The sequence below is a fragment of the Micrococcus sp. Alg238-R198 genome (assembly GCF_900537135.1).
GTDB lineage: Bacteria > Actinomycetota > Actinomycetes > Actinomycetales > Micrococcaceae > Micrococcus > Micrococcus luteus.
The window spans coordinates 203,702-222,724 of sequence record NZ_UNRH01000004.1 but is presented as its reverse complement, the minus strand read 5'-3'; the positions used below and the strand labels follow the sequence as shown (position 1 = coordinate 222,724).

Genomic DNA, 19,023 nt, shown 5'->3' with positions numbered 1-19,023 from the left:
TGATCCTCTCAGTCCTCGTCGGCGGTGTCGGCCACGGCGTCCTCGAACGCCTCGGGCGGCGGGCACGAGCACACGAGGTTGCGATCGCCGTAAGCGCCGTCGATGCGGCCCACCGGCGGCAGGTACTTGTCCAGACGCAGGCTCGGCACCGGCGTGCCCGCCTGGGCGCGCGAGTAGGGGCGATCCCACTCGTCGGCCATCAGGACGTTGAGGGTGTGCGGGGCGCGACGCAGGACGGAGTCCGCCACGGTCTCCGGGGTGACGGCGGTGATCTCGGCGTGGATGGCCTCCATCGCCTCGATGAACCGCTCGATCTCCTCGAGGTCCTCGGACTCGGTGGGCTCCACCATGAGCGTGCCGGCCACGGGGAACGCCAGGGTGGGGGCGTGGAACCCGTAGTCGATGAGGCGCTTGCACACGTCCTCGGCGGTCACGCCCGTGCGGGCCGTGAGCTCGCGCAGGTCGAGGATGCACTCGTGCGCCACGAGGCCGTCGTTGCCCGTGTACAGCGTCGGGTAGAGGGGCGCGAGGCGGCGGGAGATGTAGTTGGCGCCCAGCAGCGCGTGCGCGGTGGCGGAGCGCAGGCCCTCGGCGCCCATCAGGTGGATGTAGGCCCAGGAGATGGGCAGCACGCCGGCCGAGCCGTGCGGGGCCGCGGTCATCAGGGCCTCGCGGGAGGGCAGGTACGGCACCAGGTGCTCGCCCACCGCCACGGGGCCCACGCCCGGGCCCCCGCCGCCGTGCGGGATGCAGAACGTCTTGTGCAGGTTCAGGTGGGAGACGTCTCCGCCGAACTCGCCCGGCTGGGCCAGGCCCACGAGCGCGTTGAGGTTGGCGCCGTCGATGTACACCTGGCCGCCCGCGGCGTGCACCGTGGCGCAGACCTCCTTGACGTCGGCGTCGTAGACGCCGTGCGTGGAGGGGTAGGTGATCATGATGGCCGCGATGCGGCCCTCGTTCGCCGCGATCTTGGCGTCCAGGTCGGCGGCGTCGATCGTGCCGTCGTCGGCGGTGGCGACGACGACGACCTTCAGCCCCGCCAGCACGGCCGAGGCCGCGTTGGTGCCGTGGGCGGAGGCCGGGATCAGGCAGATGTCCCGCTCACCCTCACCGCGGGCCAGGTGGTACTGGCGGATGGCCCACAGGCCCGCGAACTCGCCCTGCGAGCCGGCGTTCGGGGCCACCGAGACGCCCGCGTAGCCGGTGATCTCGGCGAGCTTGGCCTCCAGATCCGCGATCAGGAACCGCCAGCCCTCGGTCTGGTGGTCGGGCGCGAACGGGTGGATGGAGCAGAACTCGGGCCAGGAGATGGCCTCCATCTCCGCGGTGGCATTGAGCTTCATGGTGCACGAGCCCAGCGGGATCATGGTGCGGTCCAGCGCCAGGTCGTAGCCGGAGAGGCGGCGCAGGTAGCGCAGCATCTTCGTCTCCGAGTGGTGGGTGTTGAACACCGGGTGCATCATGAACGCGGAGGAGCGGCGCAGCGACTCCGGCACGGCCGGGGTGGCCACGGCGCCCTCGTGCGCAGAGGCCGGCAGGGAGCCCGCGTCCAGGCCGAACGCCGTCAGGACGGCCACGAGGTCGGCGTCGACGGTGGTCTCATCGGCTGCGATCCGCAGGGTGTCCGCGTCCACCAGGCGCAGGTTCACGCCGTTCTCCTCGGCGGCCTGCAGGACCTGCTCGGCCCGGCCGGGCACGCGGACGGTGATCGTGTCGAAGAAGTGCTCCTCGGCGACCTCGACGCCACCGGCCCGCAGCGCCTCCGCCAGGCGGACGGCCTGGGCGTGGGCGTGGCGGGCGATGCGGGCGATGCCCTGGGGGCCGTGGTAGACGGCGTACATCGAGGCGACGATCGCGAGCAGCGCCTGGGCGGTGCAGATGTTGGAGGTGGCCTTCTCGCGCCGGATGTGCTGTTCGCGCGTCTGGAGGGCGAGGCGGTAGGCGGGCTTGCCGGCGTCGTCGTGGGAGACGCCCACGAGGCGGCCCGGCATGCTGCGCTGCAGGCCCTCCTTCACGGCCATGTAGGCGGCGTGGGGGCCGCCGAAGAACAGGGGCACGCCGAAGCGCTGCGTGGAGCCGACGGCGATGTCCGCGCCCTGTTCCCCGGGCGGGGTGATCAGGGCGAGGGAGAGGATGTCCGCCGCGACGGTCACGAGGGCGCCGGCCTCCTTGGCCTGCGCGATGACGGCGGCGTGGTCGTGGATGCGGCCGGAGTCGCCGGGCTGCTGCAGCACGACGCCGCACAGGCCCTTCTCCTCGACCTCGGCGCGGACGTCCTCCGGGATGCCTGCGGAGAGGTCGGCCACGCGCACGTCGATGCCCACGGCCTCGGCACGCAGGCGCACCACGGAGAGGGTCTGCGGGAAGAGGTCCGCGTCGAGGAGGGTGACGCCGTCGGTCCTGCGACGGTTGGCGCGGTGCATGAGGAGCACGGCCTCGGCGGCGGCGGAGGCCTCGTCCAGCAGAGAGGCGTTGGCGATGTCCAGGCCGGTGAGGTCCTGGACCATCGTCTGGTAGTTCAGGAGGGCTTCGAGGCGGCCCTGGGAGATCTCCGGCTGGTACGGCGTGTAGGCCGTGTACCAGGCCGGGTTCTCCAGCACCTTGCGGAGGATGACGCCCGGGGTGACGGTGTCCGAGAAGCCCTGCCCGATCATCTGGGTCTTCATGACGTTGCGGCCGGCGATCTCGCGCAGCTGCTCCAGGACCGCGGACTCGGTCAGCGGGGCGGGCAGCTCGAGGGGCTTCGGCTGGCGGATGCCGGCGGGGACGGCGGTGTCCACGAGGGCCTCGAGCGAGTCGTAGCCCAGGGTCTGCAGCATGTGCTCGACGTCCGCGGGGCGCGGGCCGATGTGGCGGGCCACGAAGGGGGCCGAGGCGGTGTCCTTGGGCTCGACGCGCTCGTGGGGCAGCGCGGTCGTGCTCTCGGTGGTCTGGGGGCTGGTCACGGGGTACCTCCGGGGGGATCCTGCCGTGGTCACGGCGTGGCTCTGCTCCTCCCCGCTCTGTCATGGACCTGAGAGTTTCCGACGCCCGGGTGGGCGGCTTGCACCGTCGGTGGTCTCGGTCCGGACGCGGGCGCGGCGGAGTGAGACGCTTTCCAGAGCGCCTGACCCCACGCGGTACGGATGCCTGAGAGATTCCCGGGGAGGGTTTGCTCCTTCGGCGGCCTGCTCACGCGGCCGGCCGGGGCAGGACGCGCGCCGACGCTCTCCCGCGCGGGGCATGCGGCGTGCCGCCAGTATCCCACACGTGTACGCCGCGTCACAGGGCCGCCGGGAGGGGCCGGACGGGGCGTGTCGAAGGCTTTCGTTGATGAAACGGGCGCCCGGGAGGGGTTGAGTCGCCCCACGCGCCCGTGCCTACCGTGGCGAGGACGGGCGGGCGTGTTCCTCCGCCCCGGAGCCGACCGAGGGAGCGATCCACCCATGTACACCCGCAGCCGGAACGACGTCGAGAAGGTCGAGTGGGGCGGAGGCACCTCCGAACGCCTCATCACCGCGAAGGACGAGATGGGCTTCGCCGTCGCCCACACGATCGTGCGCGCCGGATCGTCCTCGAAGCTCCAGTACCGCAACCACCAGGAGGCCTGTTACTGCATCGCGGGCAACGGCTCCGTGGTGGAGCCGGACGGCACCGTCCACGAGATCACGCCGGGTGTCATCTACGTCCTGCCGGACCACGAGCCGCACGACCTGCGCGGCGGCACCGAGGACATGCACCTGATCTCGGTGTTCAACCCCGCCATCACCGGCGACGAGAAGCACACCCTGTCGGAGGACGGCTACTCCAGCTACTGAGCCCGGGCACGGTGACGGGAGGCGTCGACGACGGCGCCTCCCGCGTCGGCGCCGACGGCGGCGTCCGGTCGTAGGGTGGCGGGGTGCTCAACCTGTGCGCCCCCGAGCGCACCGTGCGCCGCAACACCCACCTGGCGCTGGTGCTGACCGCGATCGCGGGGATCCTCAACTCCGTGGGCTTCGTCGCCGTGGCCACGTACACGTCCCACATGACGGGGATCGTGGCGTCCATGGCGGACGCGGCGGTCCTCCACGCCCCGGGTCTGGTCGGCACGGGCCTGCTCGCGCTGGCCATGTTCATCCTGGGCGCGGTCGTCTGCGCGCTGGTGTTCAACTGGGGCCGGGTCAACGGCCTCCGGTCGCGGTACGCCAACATCCTCCTGCTCGAGGGCGTCGGCATGCTGGTGTTCGGCCTGCTCGCCGAGCACGTCCGCGATGCGCACCGGCCGCTGGTCGTGGTGGCCGTGCTGTGCTTCACCATGGGCCTGCAGAACGCCTTGATCACCCGCATCGGGGCGTGGCCGATCCGCACCACGCACGTGACGGGCATGGTCACGGACATCGGCGTCGAGCTCGGCAAGATCCTGTACCGCAACGGCCCCGGGGCCGCGGCCCCCGTCGTCGGGGAACCGCGGCGCGTGGGACTGCTGGCGCTGCTCGTGGCCCTGTTCTTCCTGGGCGGGGTGGCGGGCGCGGCCGGCTACCTCTGGCTGGGCTTCGAGGTGGTCATCCCGGTGGCCGGCGTGCTGCTGCTCATCGCCCACCGCCCGCTGATCCAGGACCTGCAGGACGCGTGGCTCACACGAAAGCCGAGACGCCGGTGAGGGCCCGTCCCACGATCAGGGTGTTCATGCCGTAGGAGCCCTCGTAGGAGTAGATGGCCTCCACGTCCCCCATGATCTTGGCGATCTCGTGCTCCGTGAGCAGGCCGTTGCCGCCGAGGGCGTCGCGGGCGAGCGCCGCCGAGGACCGGGCCAGCCGGGTCGAGGTGGCCTTGGCCATCGCCGCGTGCATCATCTCCATCCGCCCCTCCTGCCGCAGGGCGTCCACCTGGAGCATCATCCCGGCGGAGGCGGCCAGGTTGCCGGCGACCTCGGCGATCTGGGCCTGGATCAGCTGGAACGCGGCCAGTGGGCGGCCGAACTGCTCCCGCCGCAGCGCGTAGGAGCGCAGCACGTCCAGCACGCCCATCTGCGCGCCGACGCCCTGCCAGCCGACCCACATGCGCGAGTCGCGCAGCAGGGCGCGGGTGGCGGCGAAGGTGGTGGCGCCGGGCAGGATCGCGTCCGCGGGCAGACGCACGTCCAGGGTGATGTCCGCGTTCTGCATGATCCGCAGGCCCATCTTCCCGCTGATCTTCGTGGCCTCGTAGCCGGGGGTGTCGGTGGGCACCACGAAGCCCTTGATCTCGCCGTCGGCGGTGTCGCGCGCCCAGACGAGCGCGACGTCGGCGATCGTGCCGGCCCCGATCCAGCGCTTGGCGCCGCGGATGACCCACTCGTCGCCGTCGCGGGTGGCGGTGGTGGCGAGGCCGCCGGCGATGTCCGAGCCGTGGTCCGGTTCGGTGAGGCAGAACGCGCCCAGGGCGTCGAAGGATTCGAGGCGCCCCTGCCACGTGGCCTTCTGACGCTCTGAGCCCAGGCCGGCGATCATGCCGAGGTTGAGCTCGTTGTGGATGCCCACGAGGGCGGACAGGGACAGGTCCACACGGGCGATCTCCGCGTGCACGAGCTGCTGGAACAGCGAGGACGAGCCGTCCAGGACGAGGCGCCCCAGACCCAGCTCGGCCAGGCCCGGCAGCAGGTCGAACGCGAACTCCTCGGCGTCCCAGTAGCGGGTCAGGTGTGGCCGCACGCGGGTCTGCAGGTGGTCCTCGATCGCGTCGAGCCGGGCACGCTCGACCGGTTCGAGGCGGTCCCGCAGGCGCAGCAGGTCCACGTGGGGCAGGCCGGGGGGGACGGCGGGCGCGCCGGTGGCGGGGAGGGGGCGGTCGGCGAGGGCGGTCATGGCTCTCCTTCGGGGGCGGTCCGACGACGGCGGGCGGTTTCGCCGCGAATCCGACTGTAGGACTTCCAACTATCCAGGTCTGCCAGTAGTGTTCCAGATCACAGACCCCCGGCCAAGGATCCGTTCAGCAGCCATCCCGAGGAGGGACCCATGACCGTCCAGGACCCCACCGCCGTCGCCGCCCCGTCGCCGACGGAGGTGTTCCGCGCGGCCCGCGACCTGCTGGTCGAGTGCCAGACCGACTATGAGCGCGCCCGCGCCGAGTTCGAGTGGCCCCGCTTCGAGCACTTCAACTTCGGCTTCGACTGGTTCGACCGCCTGGCCCAGGACCCGGCCCGCGCGGACGTGCCGGCGCTGATCATCGCCGAGGACGACGGGCGCAGCACCGAACGCACCTTCGCCGAGCTCTCCGCGGCCTCCAGCCGGGTGGCGAACTGGCTCTCCGCGCAGGGCCTGCGCCGCGGCGACCGCCTCATCCTGATGCTGAACAACCAGGTGGAGCTGTGGGAGTTCATGCTCGCCTGCATCAAGCTGCGGGTGGTCATGGTGCCCACCACCACGCAGATGACCTCCGGGGACCTCGAGGACCGCGTGACGCGCGCCGGCGCCGCGTGGGCCGTGGCCGGCGCCGAGGACCTGGCCAAGTTCGCCGGAGTCGGCGAGGACCTGCACCTGGTGCACGTGCCGGGCGTCTTCGCGGAGGGCCCGGCGCGCCGCGCCCCCGAGGTCGCCGGCCACACCGTGCTCTCCTACGACGACGCCGACGACGCCGCCACCGAGCTGACCCCGGCCGAGCCGACCCCCGCCGACGAGACGCTGCTCTTCTACTTCACCTCGGGCACCACCTCGAAGCCGAAGCTCGTGGAGCACACCCACACCTCGTACCCGGTCGGCCACCTCACGACGCTCTACTGGATCGGTCTGGAGCCGGGCGACGTGCACCTCAACGTGGCCTCCCCGGGCTGGGCCAAGCACGCGTGGTCCAACTTCTTCGCCCCGTGGATCGCGGAGGCCACGATCTTCGTGCACAACGCCCGCAAGTTCGACCCCGCGGCCCTGATGGCCAACATGGAGCGCTACGGCGTCACGAGCTTCTGCGCCCCGCCCACCGTGTGGCGCATGCTCATCAAGGCGGACCTGGCGCAGCTGACGACCCCGCCGACCAAGACCATCTCCGCGGGCGAGCCGCTCAACGCCGAGGTGATCGACCAGGTGCACAAGGCGTGGGGAACCACGATCCGCGACGGCTTCGGGATGACCGAGACCACCCTGCAGATCGCCAACACCCCGGGCCAGAAGGTCGTCATCGGCTCCATGGGCCGCCCGCTGCCCGGCATGGACGTCACCCTGCTCGACCCGCTCACGGGCCAGGAGGCCGAGGAGGGCGAGATCTGCCTGCGCCTGGACCCGCGTCCGGTGGGCCTGCTGAAGTCCTACTACGGCAATCAGGAGAAGACGGACGAGGTGTTCCGCGACGGCGTGTTCCACACCGGTGACATCGCCCGCCGCGACGAGAACGGCGTGCTGACCTATGTGGGCCGCGCGGACGACGTCTTCAAGTCCTCGGACTACAAGGTGTCCCCGTTCGAGCTGGAGTCGGTGCTGGTCAAGCACCCGGCCGTGATGGAGGGCGCGATCGTCCCCACCCCGGACGAGCTGCGACTGGCCGTGCCGAAGGCCTTCGTCACCCTCGCCCCGGGCCATGAGCCCACCGCGGAGACCGCCCGGGCGATCCTGCAGTTCACGCTCACCCAGCTGCCCCCGTACAAGCGCATCCGCCGCATCGAGTTCCTCGAGCTGCCGAAGACCATCTCGGGCAAGATCCGCCGCGTGGAGCTGCGCAAGGCCGAGGTCGAGCGCGCCCAGACGGGCGCCGCCCCGGACGGCTACGGCACCGAGTTCCGGGAGGAGGACCTGGACCTGCAGCGCTGACCGGCCGTTCCCCGCCACCGCCCCGTCCGTGTCCGGCGGTGGCGGGGGACCCCCGGTGCGCCGCTAGTCTGGAGCGCCATGAAGAAGCCACCCCTCGCCCAGGACCCCATCCGGGAGGCCGCCCGGAACTGGGAGCGTCACGGATGGGGTGACGTCGCCCGCCCGATGGCCGCCATCACCTCGATCATGCGGGCCCAGCAGATCCTGCTGGGTCGGGCGCAGGCCGCGCTCAAGCCCTACGGGCTCACCTTCGCGCGGTACGAGCTGCTGGCGCTGCTGAACTTCTCGCGCGAGAAGCGGATGCGGATGTCCAAGGCGTCCGCGCTCCTGCAGGTCCACCCCACCTCGGTGACCAATGCGGTGGACCGGCTCGAGGCCGCCGGGCTGGTGGAGCGCACCCCCCACGAGTCGGACCGCCGCGCGCTCGTGCTCGCCCTCACGGACGAGGGCCGGCGCGTCGCCGTCGCCGCCACGGAGACGCTCAACGCCGAGGTCTTCGGCCGTTCCGGCTTCGGTCCGGCGGACGTGGACACCCTCATCGACGTCCTCGGCCGGTTCCGCGCCGAGGCCGGCGACTTCCAGGCCGACGGCCCCGACGCCGGCGCGCCCGCGACGGCGGAGCACACCTCCTCCTGACGCGCCCTCCGGCCTCCGGACCGTCCGACTCAGCGGGGCTCGAGGCGCACGGCGCCGTCGAGCCGGATGACCTCGCCGTTCAGGAACGGGTTGGACACGATCTGCTCGACGAGCAGCGCGTAGTCCTCGGGCCGGCCGAGGCGGGCCGGATGCGGGGTCTTGGTGGACAGCGCCTCGCGGGCGGCCTCGGGCAGGCCGGCCATCATGGGCGTCTCCATCAGACCGGGGGCGATCGTGACCACGCGGATCTGCGAGGAGGCGAGCTCGCGGGCCGCGGGCAGGGTCAGCGCGACCACGGCGCCCTTGGAGGCGGAGTACGCGATCTGGCCGATCTGCCCGTCGTAGGCCGCCACGGAGGCGGTGTTCACGATGACGCCGCGGTCCTCGCCGAGCGGCTCCTGCGCCTTCATCGCGGCGGCGGCCTGGGCCATCATCGACACGGTGCCGACCGTGTTGATCGCCAGGACCCGACTGAGCACCTCGGCGGACAGCGGCCCGTCGCGACCCACGAGCTTGCCCGGCGTCGCCACGCCGGCGCAGTTGACCAGCACCCGCAGCGGCCCGGCCTCCAGCGCGGCGGCCACGGCCTCCCGGGCGGTGTCCTCGGCGGTGACGTCGCCCGTCACGAAGCGTGCGCGGGGCCCGAGGGCGGCCACGGCGTCCGCGCGGACGGTCTCACCCTCGCGGTCCGGCAGGTCCACCACCACGACGGCGGCACCCGCGTCCGCCAGGCGGCGGGCGGTGGCGTGGCCGAGGCCCGAGGCCCCGCCGGTGACGATCGCGCTCTGGTTCGACAGGTCCATGGACGGACCCTCCCTTCCTCCTCGGGATACCCCCGAGTTCGATAGTTGCATGTCCTACGTTCTCATCCTAGATTAGCGGAAGAGTAACCCAGATCACACACACAGCCGGGCCCGTCACGCCCGCCGTGGGCGGCGCCGCCCGGCGTCCGCCTTCCGCCTGGACCCGCGAGGAGCCCCCATGTCCCAGAAGACCGCGCCCACCGAGACCGCCCCCGTGATCCCCCACTTCGTGCACGGCGAGCAGCGCGAGGGCGCCTCCGGCCGGCACAGCGACGTCTACCACCCGGCCACGGGCAGCGTGGCGGGCCGCGTGCCGCTGGCCTCCGCCGAGGAGATCGACGCCGCCCTGGCCTCCGCCGAGGAGGGCTTCGCCGCGTGGTCGACGCTGAATCCGCAGCGCCGCGGCCGCATCCTGCTGCGCTGGGTCGACCTGATCAACGAGAACATGGACGAGCTGGCCACCGTGCTCGCCCAGGAGCACGGCAAGACCGTCCCGGACGCCAAGGGCGACATCCAGCGCGGCATCGAGGTCGTGGAGTTCGCCGCGGGCGCCCCGCACCTGCTCAAGGGTGAGTTCACCGCCGACGCGGGCACCGGCATCGACGTGCACTCCATCCGCCAGCCGCTCGGCGTGGCCGTGGGCATCACGCCCTTCAACTTCCCGGCGATGATCCCGCTGTGGAAGGCCGGCATCGCCCTGGCAGCGGGCAACGCCTTCGTCCTCAAGCCCTCCGAGCGCGACCCCTCCGTGCCGGTTCGCCTGGCCGAGCTGGCCCTCGAGGCCGGCATGCCCGCCGGCGCCCTCAACGTGGTGCACGGCGACAAGACCGCCGTGGACGCGCTCATCGAGGACCCGCGCGTCAAGGCCGTCGGGTTCGTCGGCTCCACCCCGATCGCGCAGTCCATCTACGCGCACGCCGCCCGCATGGGCAAGCGCGCCCAGTGCTTCGGCGGGGCCAAGAACCACGCCGTGATCATGCCGGACGCGGACCTCGAGATGGCCGCCGACGCCCTGGTCGGCGCCGCCTTCGGCTCCGCCGGCGAGCGCTGCATGGCGATCTCCGTGGCCGTCCCGGTCGGCGAGGAGACCGCCGACCGCCTGATCGCGCTGCTCCGCGAGCGCGTGAAGGACCTCAGGGTCGGCCCGTCGCTCGAGGCGTCCTCGGACTTCGGCCCCGTCGTCTCGAAGGACGCGAAGGAGCGCATCGAGGGCTACATCGCGGCCGGCGTCGAGGCGGGCGCCGACCTGGTCGAGGACGGCCGGGGCGTCGTCGTCGAGGGCCACGAGGACGGCTTCTACGTGGGCGCCACCCTGTTCGACCGCGTCACCCCGGAGATGAGCATCTACCGCGAGGAGATCTTCGGCCCGGTGCTCTCCGTGGTCCGCGCGAAGGACTACGAGGAGGCGCTCACGCTCGTGAACGAGCACGAGTTCGGCAACGGCGTGGCCATCTTCACCCGCGACGGCGACGCCGCCCGCGACTTCTCCACCCGCGTGGACACCGGCATGGTCGGCGTGAACGTGCCGATCCCCGTGCCGATCGCCTACTACACCTTCGGCGGCTGGAAGGCCTCCGGCTTCGGCGACCTGAACCAGCACGGCACGGACGGGCTGAAGTTCTACACCAAGACGAAGACCGTCACCACGCGCTGGCCCTCCGGCGTGCGCGAGGGCGCCAGCTTCGTGATGCCGGCCGGCTCGTGACCGCCCCGCAGCCCGTCCCGACCAGGAGGACCCCATGACCACCGTTCTGTTCCTCGGCCTCGGCCACATGGGCGGCCCCATGGCCGCCAACCTCGCCGCCGCGGGCCACCGCGTGCTCGGCTTCGACCTCGTCCCCGAGGCCCTCGAGAAGGCCCGTGCGGCCGGCGTCGAGACCGTCACGGACACGGCCGCGGCGGCCGCGGAGGCCGACGTCGTGCTGACCATGCTCCCCCACGGACGCCTGGTGCTGGACGTCTACCGAGGGGAGGACGGCGACGGCGGCCTGCTCGCCGCCGCCCGCCCCGGCACCGTGTTCCTGGACTGCTCGACCATCGACGTCGCCGAGGCCCGCGAGGCGGCCGCGGCGGCGGAGGCGGCGGGCATGCGGGCGGCCGACGCGCCGGTCTCGGGCGGCCAGGTGGGCGCCGAGGCCGGCACCCTCGCCTTCATGGTGGGCGCCTCGGACGAGGTGTACACCGAGGTGCTGCCGCTGCTCGAGGTCATGGGCGCCCGGATCGTGCACTGCGGGGGCGCCGGGCTGGGCCAGGCCGCGAAGATCTGCAACAACATGGTGCTGGGGGTCACGCAGATCGCCGTCGCCGAGGCCTTCGTCCTGGGCGAGCGCCTGGGCCTGCAGCACCAGGCCCTGTACGACGTGATGAGCAAGGCCTCCGGGCAGTGCTGGTCCCTGACCACCAACTGCCCGGTGCCCGGCCCTGTCCCCGGCTCCCCCGCGAACCGGGACTTCCAGCCCGGCTTCGCCGGCGCCCTGATGGCCAAGGACCTCGGGCTCGCGCTCGCGGCCCTGGACGAGCAGGGCGTGGCGGCCGACCTGGGCCGCCTCGCGCAGGCCAAATACGCCGAGTACGCCGCCGGAGAAGGCGCCGCCCGCGACTTTTCCGGCATCATCGAGGACATCCGAGCATCACACACGGACAGGAGCGAGGCATGAGCGAGCAGACCACCCCGGACGGCGCCGAGTCGCCGATCATCGTGGAGCGGCAGGGCCGGGTCGGCCATATCCGCCTGAACCGGCCGAAGGCCCTGAATGCGCTGAACGAGGCGACGATGCGTGCCGTCGTCGCGGCGGTGCAGGAGCTGGACACCGACCTGGAGATCGGGGCGATCCTGCTCTCCGGCTCCCCCAAGGCGTTCGCCGCTGGCGCGGACATCAAGGAGATGGCCACCAAGGAGTTCTCCGAGATGTACGCGGCCGACTGGTTCGCCGGCTGGGACGGGCTCACCCGTGCCCGCACCCCCATCGTGGCGTGCGTGACCGGCTACGCCCTCGGGGGCGGCTGCGAGCTGGCCATGATGGCCGATGTGCTCGTGGCCGGCGAGGGCGCGAAGTTCGGCCAGCCCGAGATCAACCTCGGCGTCATCCCCGGCATGGGCGGCTCCCAGCGCCTGACCCGCGCCGTGGGCAAGGCGAAGGCCATGGACATGATCCTCACCGGCCGCATGATCGGGGCGGAGGAGGCCGAGCGCATCGGACTCGTCTCCCGCGTGGTGGCCGACGAGAATGCCCTCGAGGAGGCGCTGGAGGTGGCCGCGACCATCGCGTCCAAGTCCAAGCCGGCCTCCTGGATGGCCAAGGAGGCCGTCAACGCCGCGTTCGAGACCACGCTCGCCCAGGGCATCGCCTTCGAGCGCCGCGTGTTCCACGCCGCGTTCGCCACGGCGGACCAGAAGGAGGGCATGGACGCGTTCGCGGCGAAGCGCGAGGCGGGGTGGCAGCACCGATGAGCGACGCGCAGACCACCGCGACGACGGCCCCCGCGGCCGGGCAGGACGGCGCGGCGGACGAGGTGCTCCTCGAGGTCCGCGACGGCCTCGGCCGCATCACGCTGAACCGTCCGCGCGCCCTGAACGCGCTGACGCAGGACATGGTCCGGGCGATCGACGCGGCCCTGACCGACTGGGCCGCGGACCCCGCCGTGCGCGGCGTGCTGATCCGCGGCGCCGGGGAGAAGGGACTGTGCGCCGGCGGCGACGTCGTCTCCCTGCGCTCCTCGCTCCTGGCCGGGCGGTTCGCGGAGGCCGAGGAGTTCTTCCGCGACGAGTACGCGATGAACGAGCGCATCGCCACCTACCCCAAGCCGTACGTGGCCTTCATGGACGGCGTCGTCCTGGGCGGCGGCATGGGCGTGTCCGTGCACGGCTCGCACCGCGTGGCCACCGAGCGGACCCGCGCCGGCATGCCCGAGACGGCGATCGGGTTCACCCCCGACGTCGGCGGCTCCTTCCACCTCGCCCGCGCACCCTTCCAGGCGGGCCGGCACCTGGCCGCGACCTCGGCGCATGCCTCCGGGTCCGACGCGGTGGCCCTGGGCCTGGCGGACGTCTTCGTGGAGTCCGCCCGGCTGGACGAGCTCGAGCAGGCCCTCGCCGCGGCGTTCGGCGCCCTCGGCTCGGCCGCGGACGCGGGCGCGCGCGACGAGGCCGCCTTCGCCGCCGCCGACGAGGTGCTGGCCCGGTTCGCGGTGGCCGAGGACGCACAGCCCGCCTCCGCGCTGGTGGCCGGCCGGGAGTGGATCGAGGACGTCTACGACCGGGAGACGGCCGCCGAGGTCCTCGCCGCCCTGGACGAGCGCGCCGCCGCGGGCGGGGAGCACGCCGAGGCCGCGGGGCAGGCCGCCGAGGCCATCCGCACCAAGTCCCCGACCGCCGTCGCCGTGGCCCACGAGGCCCAGCGCCGGCTGGCCGCGCGCGGAGCGGACCTGACCGTGGCCGACGCACTGCGCCAGGAGTTCACGATCGCCACCCACCTGATGCGCGAGCCGGACATGGCCGAGGGCATCCGCGCGCTGCTCGTGGACAAGGACAAGGATCCGACGTGGAGCCCGGCCCGGCTCGAGGACGTCTCGACCGAGGACGTGGCCGGGCACTTCGAGCCCGTGTCCGGGGTGGACCCGCTGCAGCTCGGCTGAGCCCGCCCCGACGGACCGCGCCCCGTGGTCCCGTGTGGGGACCGCGGGGCGCCGTGCTGGGTGGGGCGACCGGGTGGGGCCCCGGACGTCAGGCGATCAGGCCGCGACCCACGATCATGCGCATGATCTCGTTGGAGCCCTCGAGGATCCGGTGCACGCGCAGGTCCCGGACGAGCTTCTCCACGCCGTACTCGTGCAGGTAGCCGTAGCCGCCGTGCAGCTGCAGGGCGGTGTCGGCGGCCTCGTAGCCGTGTTCGGTGGCCACGAGCTTGGCCATGGCGCACAGGCGCACGGTGTCCGGGTCGTTGCGGTCCAGGGCGTCCGCGGCGCGCATGAGCATCGTGTGGGCGGTCTCCAGCTTCACGGACATGTCCGCGAGCTCGAAGACGAGGGCCTGCTTGGTGGTGAGCGGCTCGCCGAACGCGCTGCGCGCCTTGAGGTAGCGGGTGGCCTTGTCCAGGGCGGCCAGGCCGCCGCCGATCGAGCAGGCGCCGATGTTCAGGCGGCCGCCGTTGAGGCCCTTCATGGCGATGCGGAAGCCGTCGCCCTCCTCGCCGAGGCGGTCGGCCACGGGCACGCGGACGTCCTCGAAGATCACCTGGCGCGTGGGCTGGGTGTGCCAGCCCATCTTCTTCTCGTTGGGGCCGAAGGACAGGCCGGGGGTGTCCTTGTGGACCACGACGGCGGAGATCCCCCGGGCGCCCGTGTCCGCGGTGCGGCACATCACCACGTAGCAGTCGGACGCGCCGGCGCCGGAGATGAACTGCTTGACGCCGTTGAGGACGTAGTGGTCGCCGTCGCGGACGGCGCGAGTCTTCAGCGCGGCCGCGTCCGAGCCGGCGCCGGGCTCGGTGAGGCAGTAGCTGGCCAGGTGCTCCATGCCCGCGAGGTCGGGGATCCAGCGGGCGCGCTGCTCGTCGCTGCCGAAGGAGTCGATCATCCAGGCGACCATGTTGTGGATGGAGATGTAGGCGGCGAAGGCCGGGTCCGCCTTGGCGAGCTCCTCGAAGATCAGGATCGCGTCCGTGCGCTCCAGGCCGGTGCCGCCGTGCTCCTCCCCCACGTAGATGCCGCCCAGGCCGAGCTCGCCCGCCTCGGCGAGGACGTCCACCGGGAAGTGCTTCTCGGCGTCCCAGTCGAGGGCGTGCGGGGCGACGCGCTGCTCGGCGAAGTCGCGGACGGCGTCGACCAGGGCCTTCTGGTCGTCGGTGATGGGGAACATGGGTTCGTCCTCCTGGGGCTCGGGCCGGCCGCGCGGGCGGTCCACGACGGGGTGGTGCGGGGGTGACACCGCGGGCGGCGACAGGGTGTGACTGTCGTCACCACGATAATAGGACATCCAATGATCAGCCGTGTCGCCGCCGGGCCGTGGGCTAGCGTGCTCCCCGTGCAGACCACCACCAGCCCCACCGCGGACTCGCCCACCGGCCCCCGCTCCCACCCCTCCGGCCGCACGGAACAGCTGTTCGGCATCCGCCGCCATGCGCTGATGACCGAGCGGAACGGCGCCCTCAACCCGGCCGCGTTCGAGGTCGGCCCGTGGTGCCTCGACCTGGACGGCCGGCCCACCGGCGCGGCGGCCACCGTGATCATGGACAACGCCACCGCGGTGGCCGTGCACCACGCGGCCCGAGACATCGAGACCGTGGTCACCACCGAGCTGCAGGTCAACGTGCTCGGCCCGCTGCCCGCCTTCGACGCGGCGGTCGCGGCCGGGGACGAGGACGGCCCGCTGCTGGAGTGCTGGACCCGCCCGCTGGCCTGGGATGCCGCCGGCGGCGTGGCCCGCGCGTGGCTCGAGGACGCGGACGGGCGTCGCGTGGTCGAGGCGACCGGCTGGTTCCAGTCGGTGCCGGCCGGAGCGCCGGAGCGGATGGCCGCGTTCGTCGCGGCCGGGCGGCTGCCCCGCAGGGCCGAGACCCGCGTGCCCATGCCGGGGCTGCTGGCCGCCCGCCCCGAGTCGCTGCCGACGGCCGATCCGGACGTGCGCCCCGCCGTCGCTGCCGCGGCGAGCGCGGGCGCCCGCTTCGCCCCGAAGCCGGAGCTGGCCAACCCGTCGGGCGCGGTCCACGGCGGGGCCATGACGCTGCGGGCGGTCACCGCCGCGCAGGCGGCCATGCCGGACCGCGAGCGCTACGACGTCCAGGCCGTGCGCGTGGTGTTCGTGCGCCCGGGCCACGGCGAGATGGTCGCCCTCACGCGGGTGCGGCACGCGGGCCGGTCCCTGCGCCTCGTGGACGTGGACCTCGTGCCGGTCGGCGCCGACGGCGTCCCCGTGGCCGACAAGCCGATGGTCCAGGTGCAGGTCACCTTCCGAGCTGCCCGGAGCTGACGCCCCGCACGCCCGAGCACCCGAGCGCTTTCGAACGTGAGAAAGGGCCTATCTCACGTTCGAAAGCGCTCATTCCCCCGAGATCACGTTCGAAAGTCCCGGGTGGAGGAGGAGGGGCCGTCGTCGTGCGGCCGGCTCAGCGGCCCACGGTGCCGAACCGGGAGGCCACGGGGGCCGTGAAGGCGGGCTTCAGGAAGAACCACGCGGCGGCGGTGACCGCCACGCTCACGAGGAACACCACGAGGCCCCACGCGTCGGTGGCACCGCCCCGCGAGGTGTACATGTGGTTCAAGTTCGTCAGCAGGCCCGTGAAGGCCACGAGGAACACGTGCACCACGATGAACGCCACGAAGAAGACCATCACCGGGAAGTGCACCTTGCGGGCCACCTCCATGGGGAACGCCTTGTTCAGTCCCTTGGCCTCCGTGGGGAACCACGAGGACATGCGCCAGCCCGTGAGGGCGGCGAGCGGGGCGGCCACGAACACCACCAGCGCGTAGGAGAGCATCTGCAACGCGTTGTAGTGCACCCAGCCGTTCTCCGTGGGCCAGTCCAGGGACAGGTACTGGATGCCGGCGGACAGGGCGTGCTGGAACACGTGCGGGTCCGTGGGCACGATCCGCGCCCAGTGGCCGGTGACGATCAGCAGCACCACGAAGATCACGCCGTTGAGCAGCCACAGCGCGTCGAGGGCCTGGTGCGTCCAGATGGTGAGCGAGAACTTCTTCGGGGTGTTGCCCCGCGCGGAGAACAGGCCGTCCTTCGTCGGAGTGAAGTTGGCCGGCGGCCGCGTCTCGTGACGGATCTGCAGGCCCGTCCGGATGATCAGCACCATCAGGAACATGTTCAGGAAGTGCTGCCAGCCCATCCACCAGGGCATCCCCTCGGGGGTGCCCTCGGGCAGGACCGGGTGCCCGTCGTAGGTCGCGATGAAGTCCGCCACCGGGTCGAGGCTCCGCAGCCAGCGTCCGGCCAGCACTGCGAGCAGCGCCAGCACGACGACGCCGGCCACCGCCGGCAGCGCCTTGCGCAGGCGGGACGGGGCGGCGGATTCGGCGGCGTCCGTCTCCGCGGCCCGAGCGGGCGTGCCGGTGGCGGCCCCGGGGGCGGCCCGGGGCGGCTGCGCGGTGGAGGCCGGCGGGGCCGAACGGGTGTCCGGCGCGGTGGGAGCCGGCTCCGCAGCCGGCGCCGCGGCCACGGGGGCGGCGACGGCCGGTTCCGCATCGGCCGGCTCCGCGGCGGCGGGCTCGGCGGTGGCCTGCTCCGGTGCGTCGACCTCCTGCGCCACCGTCTCCGGCGCGGTGGGGGCGCCCACGGCGGCCAGCTCGGTGAACCACTCCCCCTCCCGGGCGAACGGCACGTACCCGGCCATGCGTCGCCGCTCCGCGAGCGGCACGAGGTCGGACTCCACGGGCGCGCCCACCCCGGACGCGGCGGGCGCACCGGCCGCGGCGGCCGCGACGGCGGCCGCCACGTCCGGCACGACGGGCTCGGTCTCCGCGGGTGCGGGGGCCCGCGTCGGGGACGCTGAGGCGGCAATCGGCTCGGGGGCGGCGGCCGGGGTCGATCCCACGGCCGGGGCGGGGGCGCCGCCGAGCCACTCGGCCTCGCGGGCGAACGGGACGTACCCGGCCATGCGGCGTCGCGCGGACAGGGGCGTCGGGGCCGACGCCGGCGCGGACGGCGCCACCGGCACGGCGGGCGCGACCACCGGGGCCGCCGTCGTGGTGTCCTGCGCCGGGGCGGGGGCGGGCTCGTTCTCGGCCGGGGCGCCCCTCAGGGGGACGTAGCCGGCCATTCGCTGCTTGGGCATGCTTCTCCTCGTCCGAGGGGCGCGGTCCGCTGCGGACCGCGCCCGCACCGGTTCAGCCGCGGCGGGTGCGCAGCTGCTCGATGACCTGCGGGACCACCTGGAAGATGTCCCCGACCACGCCGAAGTCGGCGTGCTCGAAGATCTCGGCGTCCTCGTTCTTGTCGATCGCCACGATGGTCTTGGCGGTCTTCATGCCGGCCAGGTGCTGGATGGCGCCGGAGATGCCCAGGGCGATGTACAGGTTCGGGGACACGATCACGCCGGTCTGGCCCACCTGGCGCTCGGCCGCGGTGTAGCCGGAGTCGACGGCGGCACGCGAGGCGCCCACGGCGGCGCCGAGCTCGTCGGCGAGCTGCTCGACGATCGCGAAGCCCTCCTCGGAGCCCACGCCGCGTCCGCCGGCGACGACGGTCTTGGCGCCGCGCAACGGCGGACGGGCGGAGTTCTGCGTGCGGGCGTTCACCTCGAGCACCCGGGCGCCGGCGGTCACCGGGCCCAGCTCGGCGGCGGCCAGCTCCACGACCTCGGGCGCCTCGACGGCCGGAGCCCGATCCGCGACGGCGCCGGGGCGCACGGTGATGATCCGGGGGCCGCCCTCGCCGGTGGACTCGCTGAGGTAGTCGCCGCCGAACACGGAGTGGCGGGCGATGACCTCGTCGTCAGCCCAGCGCAGCCCCACGGCATCCGCGCAGACGGGGCCGCGGGCGCGGACGGACAGGCGGCCGGCCACCGCGCGGGACTCGGGGCTGCTGGAGATCAGCACGGCCACGGGCGCGGTGCGGGCGGCCGCGGCGGCGAGGGCCTGCACGGCGGCGTCGCCGAGGGTGGTGGCGGCGTCGTCGGCCACGAGGACGTGGACGCGCGTGGCGCCGTACTCCCCCAGACGGGCTACGGCGGCGTCCCTGCCCTCCGCGCCGGTCACGAGGACGGCCTCGGGCACGCCCACGGTTGCGGCGGCGCCGAGCAGCTCGGCCACGACCGGGCGGAGCGCGCCGTCCGCGCCGATCTCGGCGTGCACCAGCACGGTCTGACCGCTGTTCGCGGCGTCGGTCTGCGTCGTCATCTCGG

15 protein-coding genes and 1 riboswitch are annotated in these 19,023 nt (G+C 73.2%); of the genes, 9 read left to right on the top strand and 6 right to left on the bottom strand.

All coding sequences use genetic code 11. The features are described 5' to 3' along the window. Positions 1-8 precede the first annotated feature (8 nt). Positions 9-2,945: an aminomethyl-transferring glycine dehydrogenase gene (gene gcvP / locus G6R13_RS06025; RefSeq protein WP_144826212.1), complete on the bottom strand. Its 2,937-nt coding sequence runs from the start codon at positions 2,943-2,945 to the stop codon at positions 9-11. Between the two features lie 162 nt (positions 2,946-3,107). Next, positions 3,108-3,224: riboswitch (glycine riboswitch) on the bottom strand. Positions 3,225-3,425: 201 nt separating this feature from the next. Between gcvP and G6R13_RS06020 the strand changes: the two genes are divergently transcribed. Beyond that, complete coding sequence (locus G6R13_RS06020; protein WP_020624813.1) at positions 3,426-3,797, top strand: ectoine synthase; 372 nt, start codon at positions 3,426-3,428, stop codon at positions 3,795-3,797. An 83-nt stretch (positions 3,798-3,880) separates the two neighbouring features. Then, positions 3,881-4,621: a YoaK family protein gene (locus G6R13_RS06015; RefSeq protein ID WP_036338795.1), complete on the top strand. Its 741-nt coding sequence runs from the start codon at positions 3,881-3,883 to the stop codon at positions 4,619-4,621. On the opposite strand, the gene G6R13_RS06010 is transcribed toward G6R13_RS06015, so the two are convergent. Further along, positions 4,596-5,804: an acyl-CoA dehydrogenase family protein gene (locus G6R13_RS06010; protein ID WP_061867538.1), complete on the bottom strand. Its 1,209-nt coding sequence runs from the start codon at positions 5,802-5,804 to the stop codon at positions 4,596-4,598. The two genes, G6R13_RS06015 and G6R13_RS06010, sit on opposite strands and share 26 nt — an antisense overlap. A gap of 150 nt (positions 5,805-5,954) precedes the next feature. On the opposite strand from G6R13_RS06010, the gene G6R13_RS06005 reads away from it, so the two are divergent. Both G6R13_RS06005 and G6R13_RS06000 read left to right on the top strand, forming a co-directional pair. Beyond that, entirely contained in the window at positions 5,955-7,736 is a 1,782-nt protein-coding gene (locus G6R13_RS06005) for an AMP-binding protein (protein ID WP_119217562.1), read from the top strand. 78 nt (positions 7,737-7,814) lie between these two features. Beyond that, on the top strand, positions 7,815-8,372 hold the full coding sequence (locus tag G6R13_RS06000; RefSeq protein WP_036316148.1) for a MarR family transcriptional regulator: 558 nt from the start codon (positions 7,815-7,817) through the stop codon (positions 8,370-8,372). A 29-nt stretch (positions 8,373-8,401) separates the two neighbouring features. On the opposite strand, the gene G6R13_RS05995 is transcribed toward G6R13_RS06000, so the two are convergent. Further along, complete coding sequence (locus tag G6R13_RS05995) at positions 8,402-9,175, bottom strand: SDR family NAD(P)-dependent oxidoreductase (RefSeq protein ID WP_044658710.1); 774 nt, start codon at positions 9,173-9,175, stop codon at positions 8,402-8,404. A gap of 178 nt (positions 9,176-9,353) precedes the next feature. Between G6R13_RS05995 and G6R13_RS05990 the strand changes: the two genes are divergently transcribed. From G6R13_RS05990 to G6R13_RS05975, 4 genes are read left to right on the top strand one after another with little or no spacing between them, the layout of a single operon-like run. After that, positions 9,354-10,880, top strand: a complete 1,527-nt coding sequence (locus G6R13_RS05990) for a CoA-acylating methylmalonate-semialdehyde dehydrogenase (protein ID WP_044658709.1) — start codon at positions 9,354-9,356, stop codon at positions 10,878-10,880. 34 nt (positions 10,881-10,914) lie between these two features. Continuing rightward, positions 10,915-11,832 carry a 3-hydroxyisobutyrate dehydrogenase gene (gene mmsB, locus G6R13_RS05985; RefSeq protein WP_044658708.1) on the top strand — a complete coding sequence of 306 codons (918 nt, stop codon included), beginning with the start codon at positions 10,915-10,917 and terminating at the stop codon, positions 11,830-11,832. Continuing rightward, entirely contained in the window at positions 11,829-12,626 is a 798-nt protein-coding gene (locus tag G6R13_RS05980; RefSeq protein WP_061867543.1) for an enoyl-CoA hydratase, read from the top strand. The genes mmsB and G6R13_RS05980 overlap by 4 nt, the downstream gene beginning before the upstream one ends. Further along, complete coding sequence (locus G6R13_RS05975) at positions 12,623-13,810, top strand: enoyl-CoA hydratase/isomerase family protein (RefSeq protein ID WP_061867544.1); 1,188 nt, start codon at positions 12,623-12,625, stop codon at positions 13,808-13,810. The genes G6R13_RS05980 and G6R13_RS05975 overlap by 4 nt, the downstream gene beginning before the upstream one ends. A gap of 88 nt (positions 13,811-13,898) precedes the next feature. On the opposite strand, the gene G6R13_RS05970 is transcribed toward G6R13_RS05975, so the two are convergent. Then, complete coding sequence (locus G6R13_RS05970; protein ID WP_163721212.1) at positions 13,899-15,032, bottom strand: acyl-CoA dehydrogenase family protein; 1,134 nt, start codon at positions 15,030-15,032, stop codon at positions 13,899-13,901. A 165-nt stretch (positions 15,033-15,197) separates the two neighbouring features. Here G6R13_RS05970 and G6R13_RS05965 point away from each other — a divergent pair, with 165 nt between their 5' ends. Beyond that, complete coding sequence (locus G6R13_RS05965) at positions 15,198-16,142, top strand: acyl-CoA thioesterase domain-containing protein (RefSeq protein WP_061873266.1); 945 nt, start codon at positions 15,198-15,200, stop codon at positions 16,140-16,142. A gap of 136 nt (positions 16,143-16,278) precedes the next feature. Here the strand turns inward: G6R13_RS05965 and G6R13_RS05960 are convergent, their stop codons facing one another. Both G6R13_RS05960 and G6R13_RS05955 read right to left on the bottom strand, forming a co-directional pair. Further along, complete coding sequence (locus G6R13_RS05960) at positions 16,279-17,955, bottom strand: cytochrome b/b6 domain-containing protein (RefSeq protein WP_240335710.1); 1,677 nt, start codon at positions 17,953-17,955, stop codon at positions 16,279-16,281. Positions 17,956-18,007: 52 nt separating this feature from the next. Continuing rightward, entirely contained in the window at positions 18,008-19,018 is a 1,011-nt protein-coding gene (locus G6R13_RS05955) for an electron transfer flavoprotein subunit alpha/FixB family protein (protein WP_236557188.1), read from the bottom strand. Between the last annotated feature and the right edge of the window lie 5 nt (positions 19,019-19,023).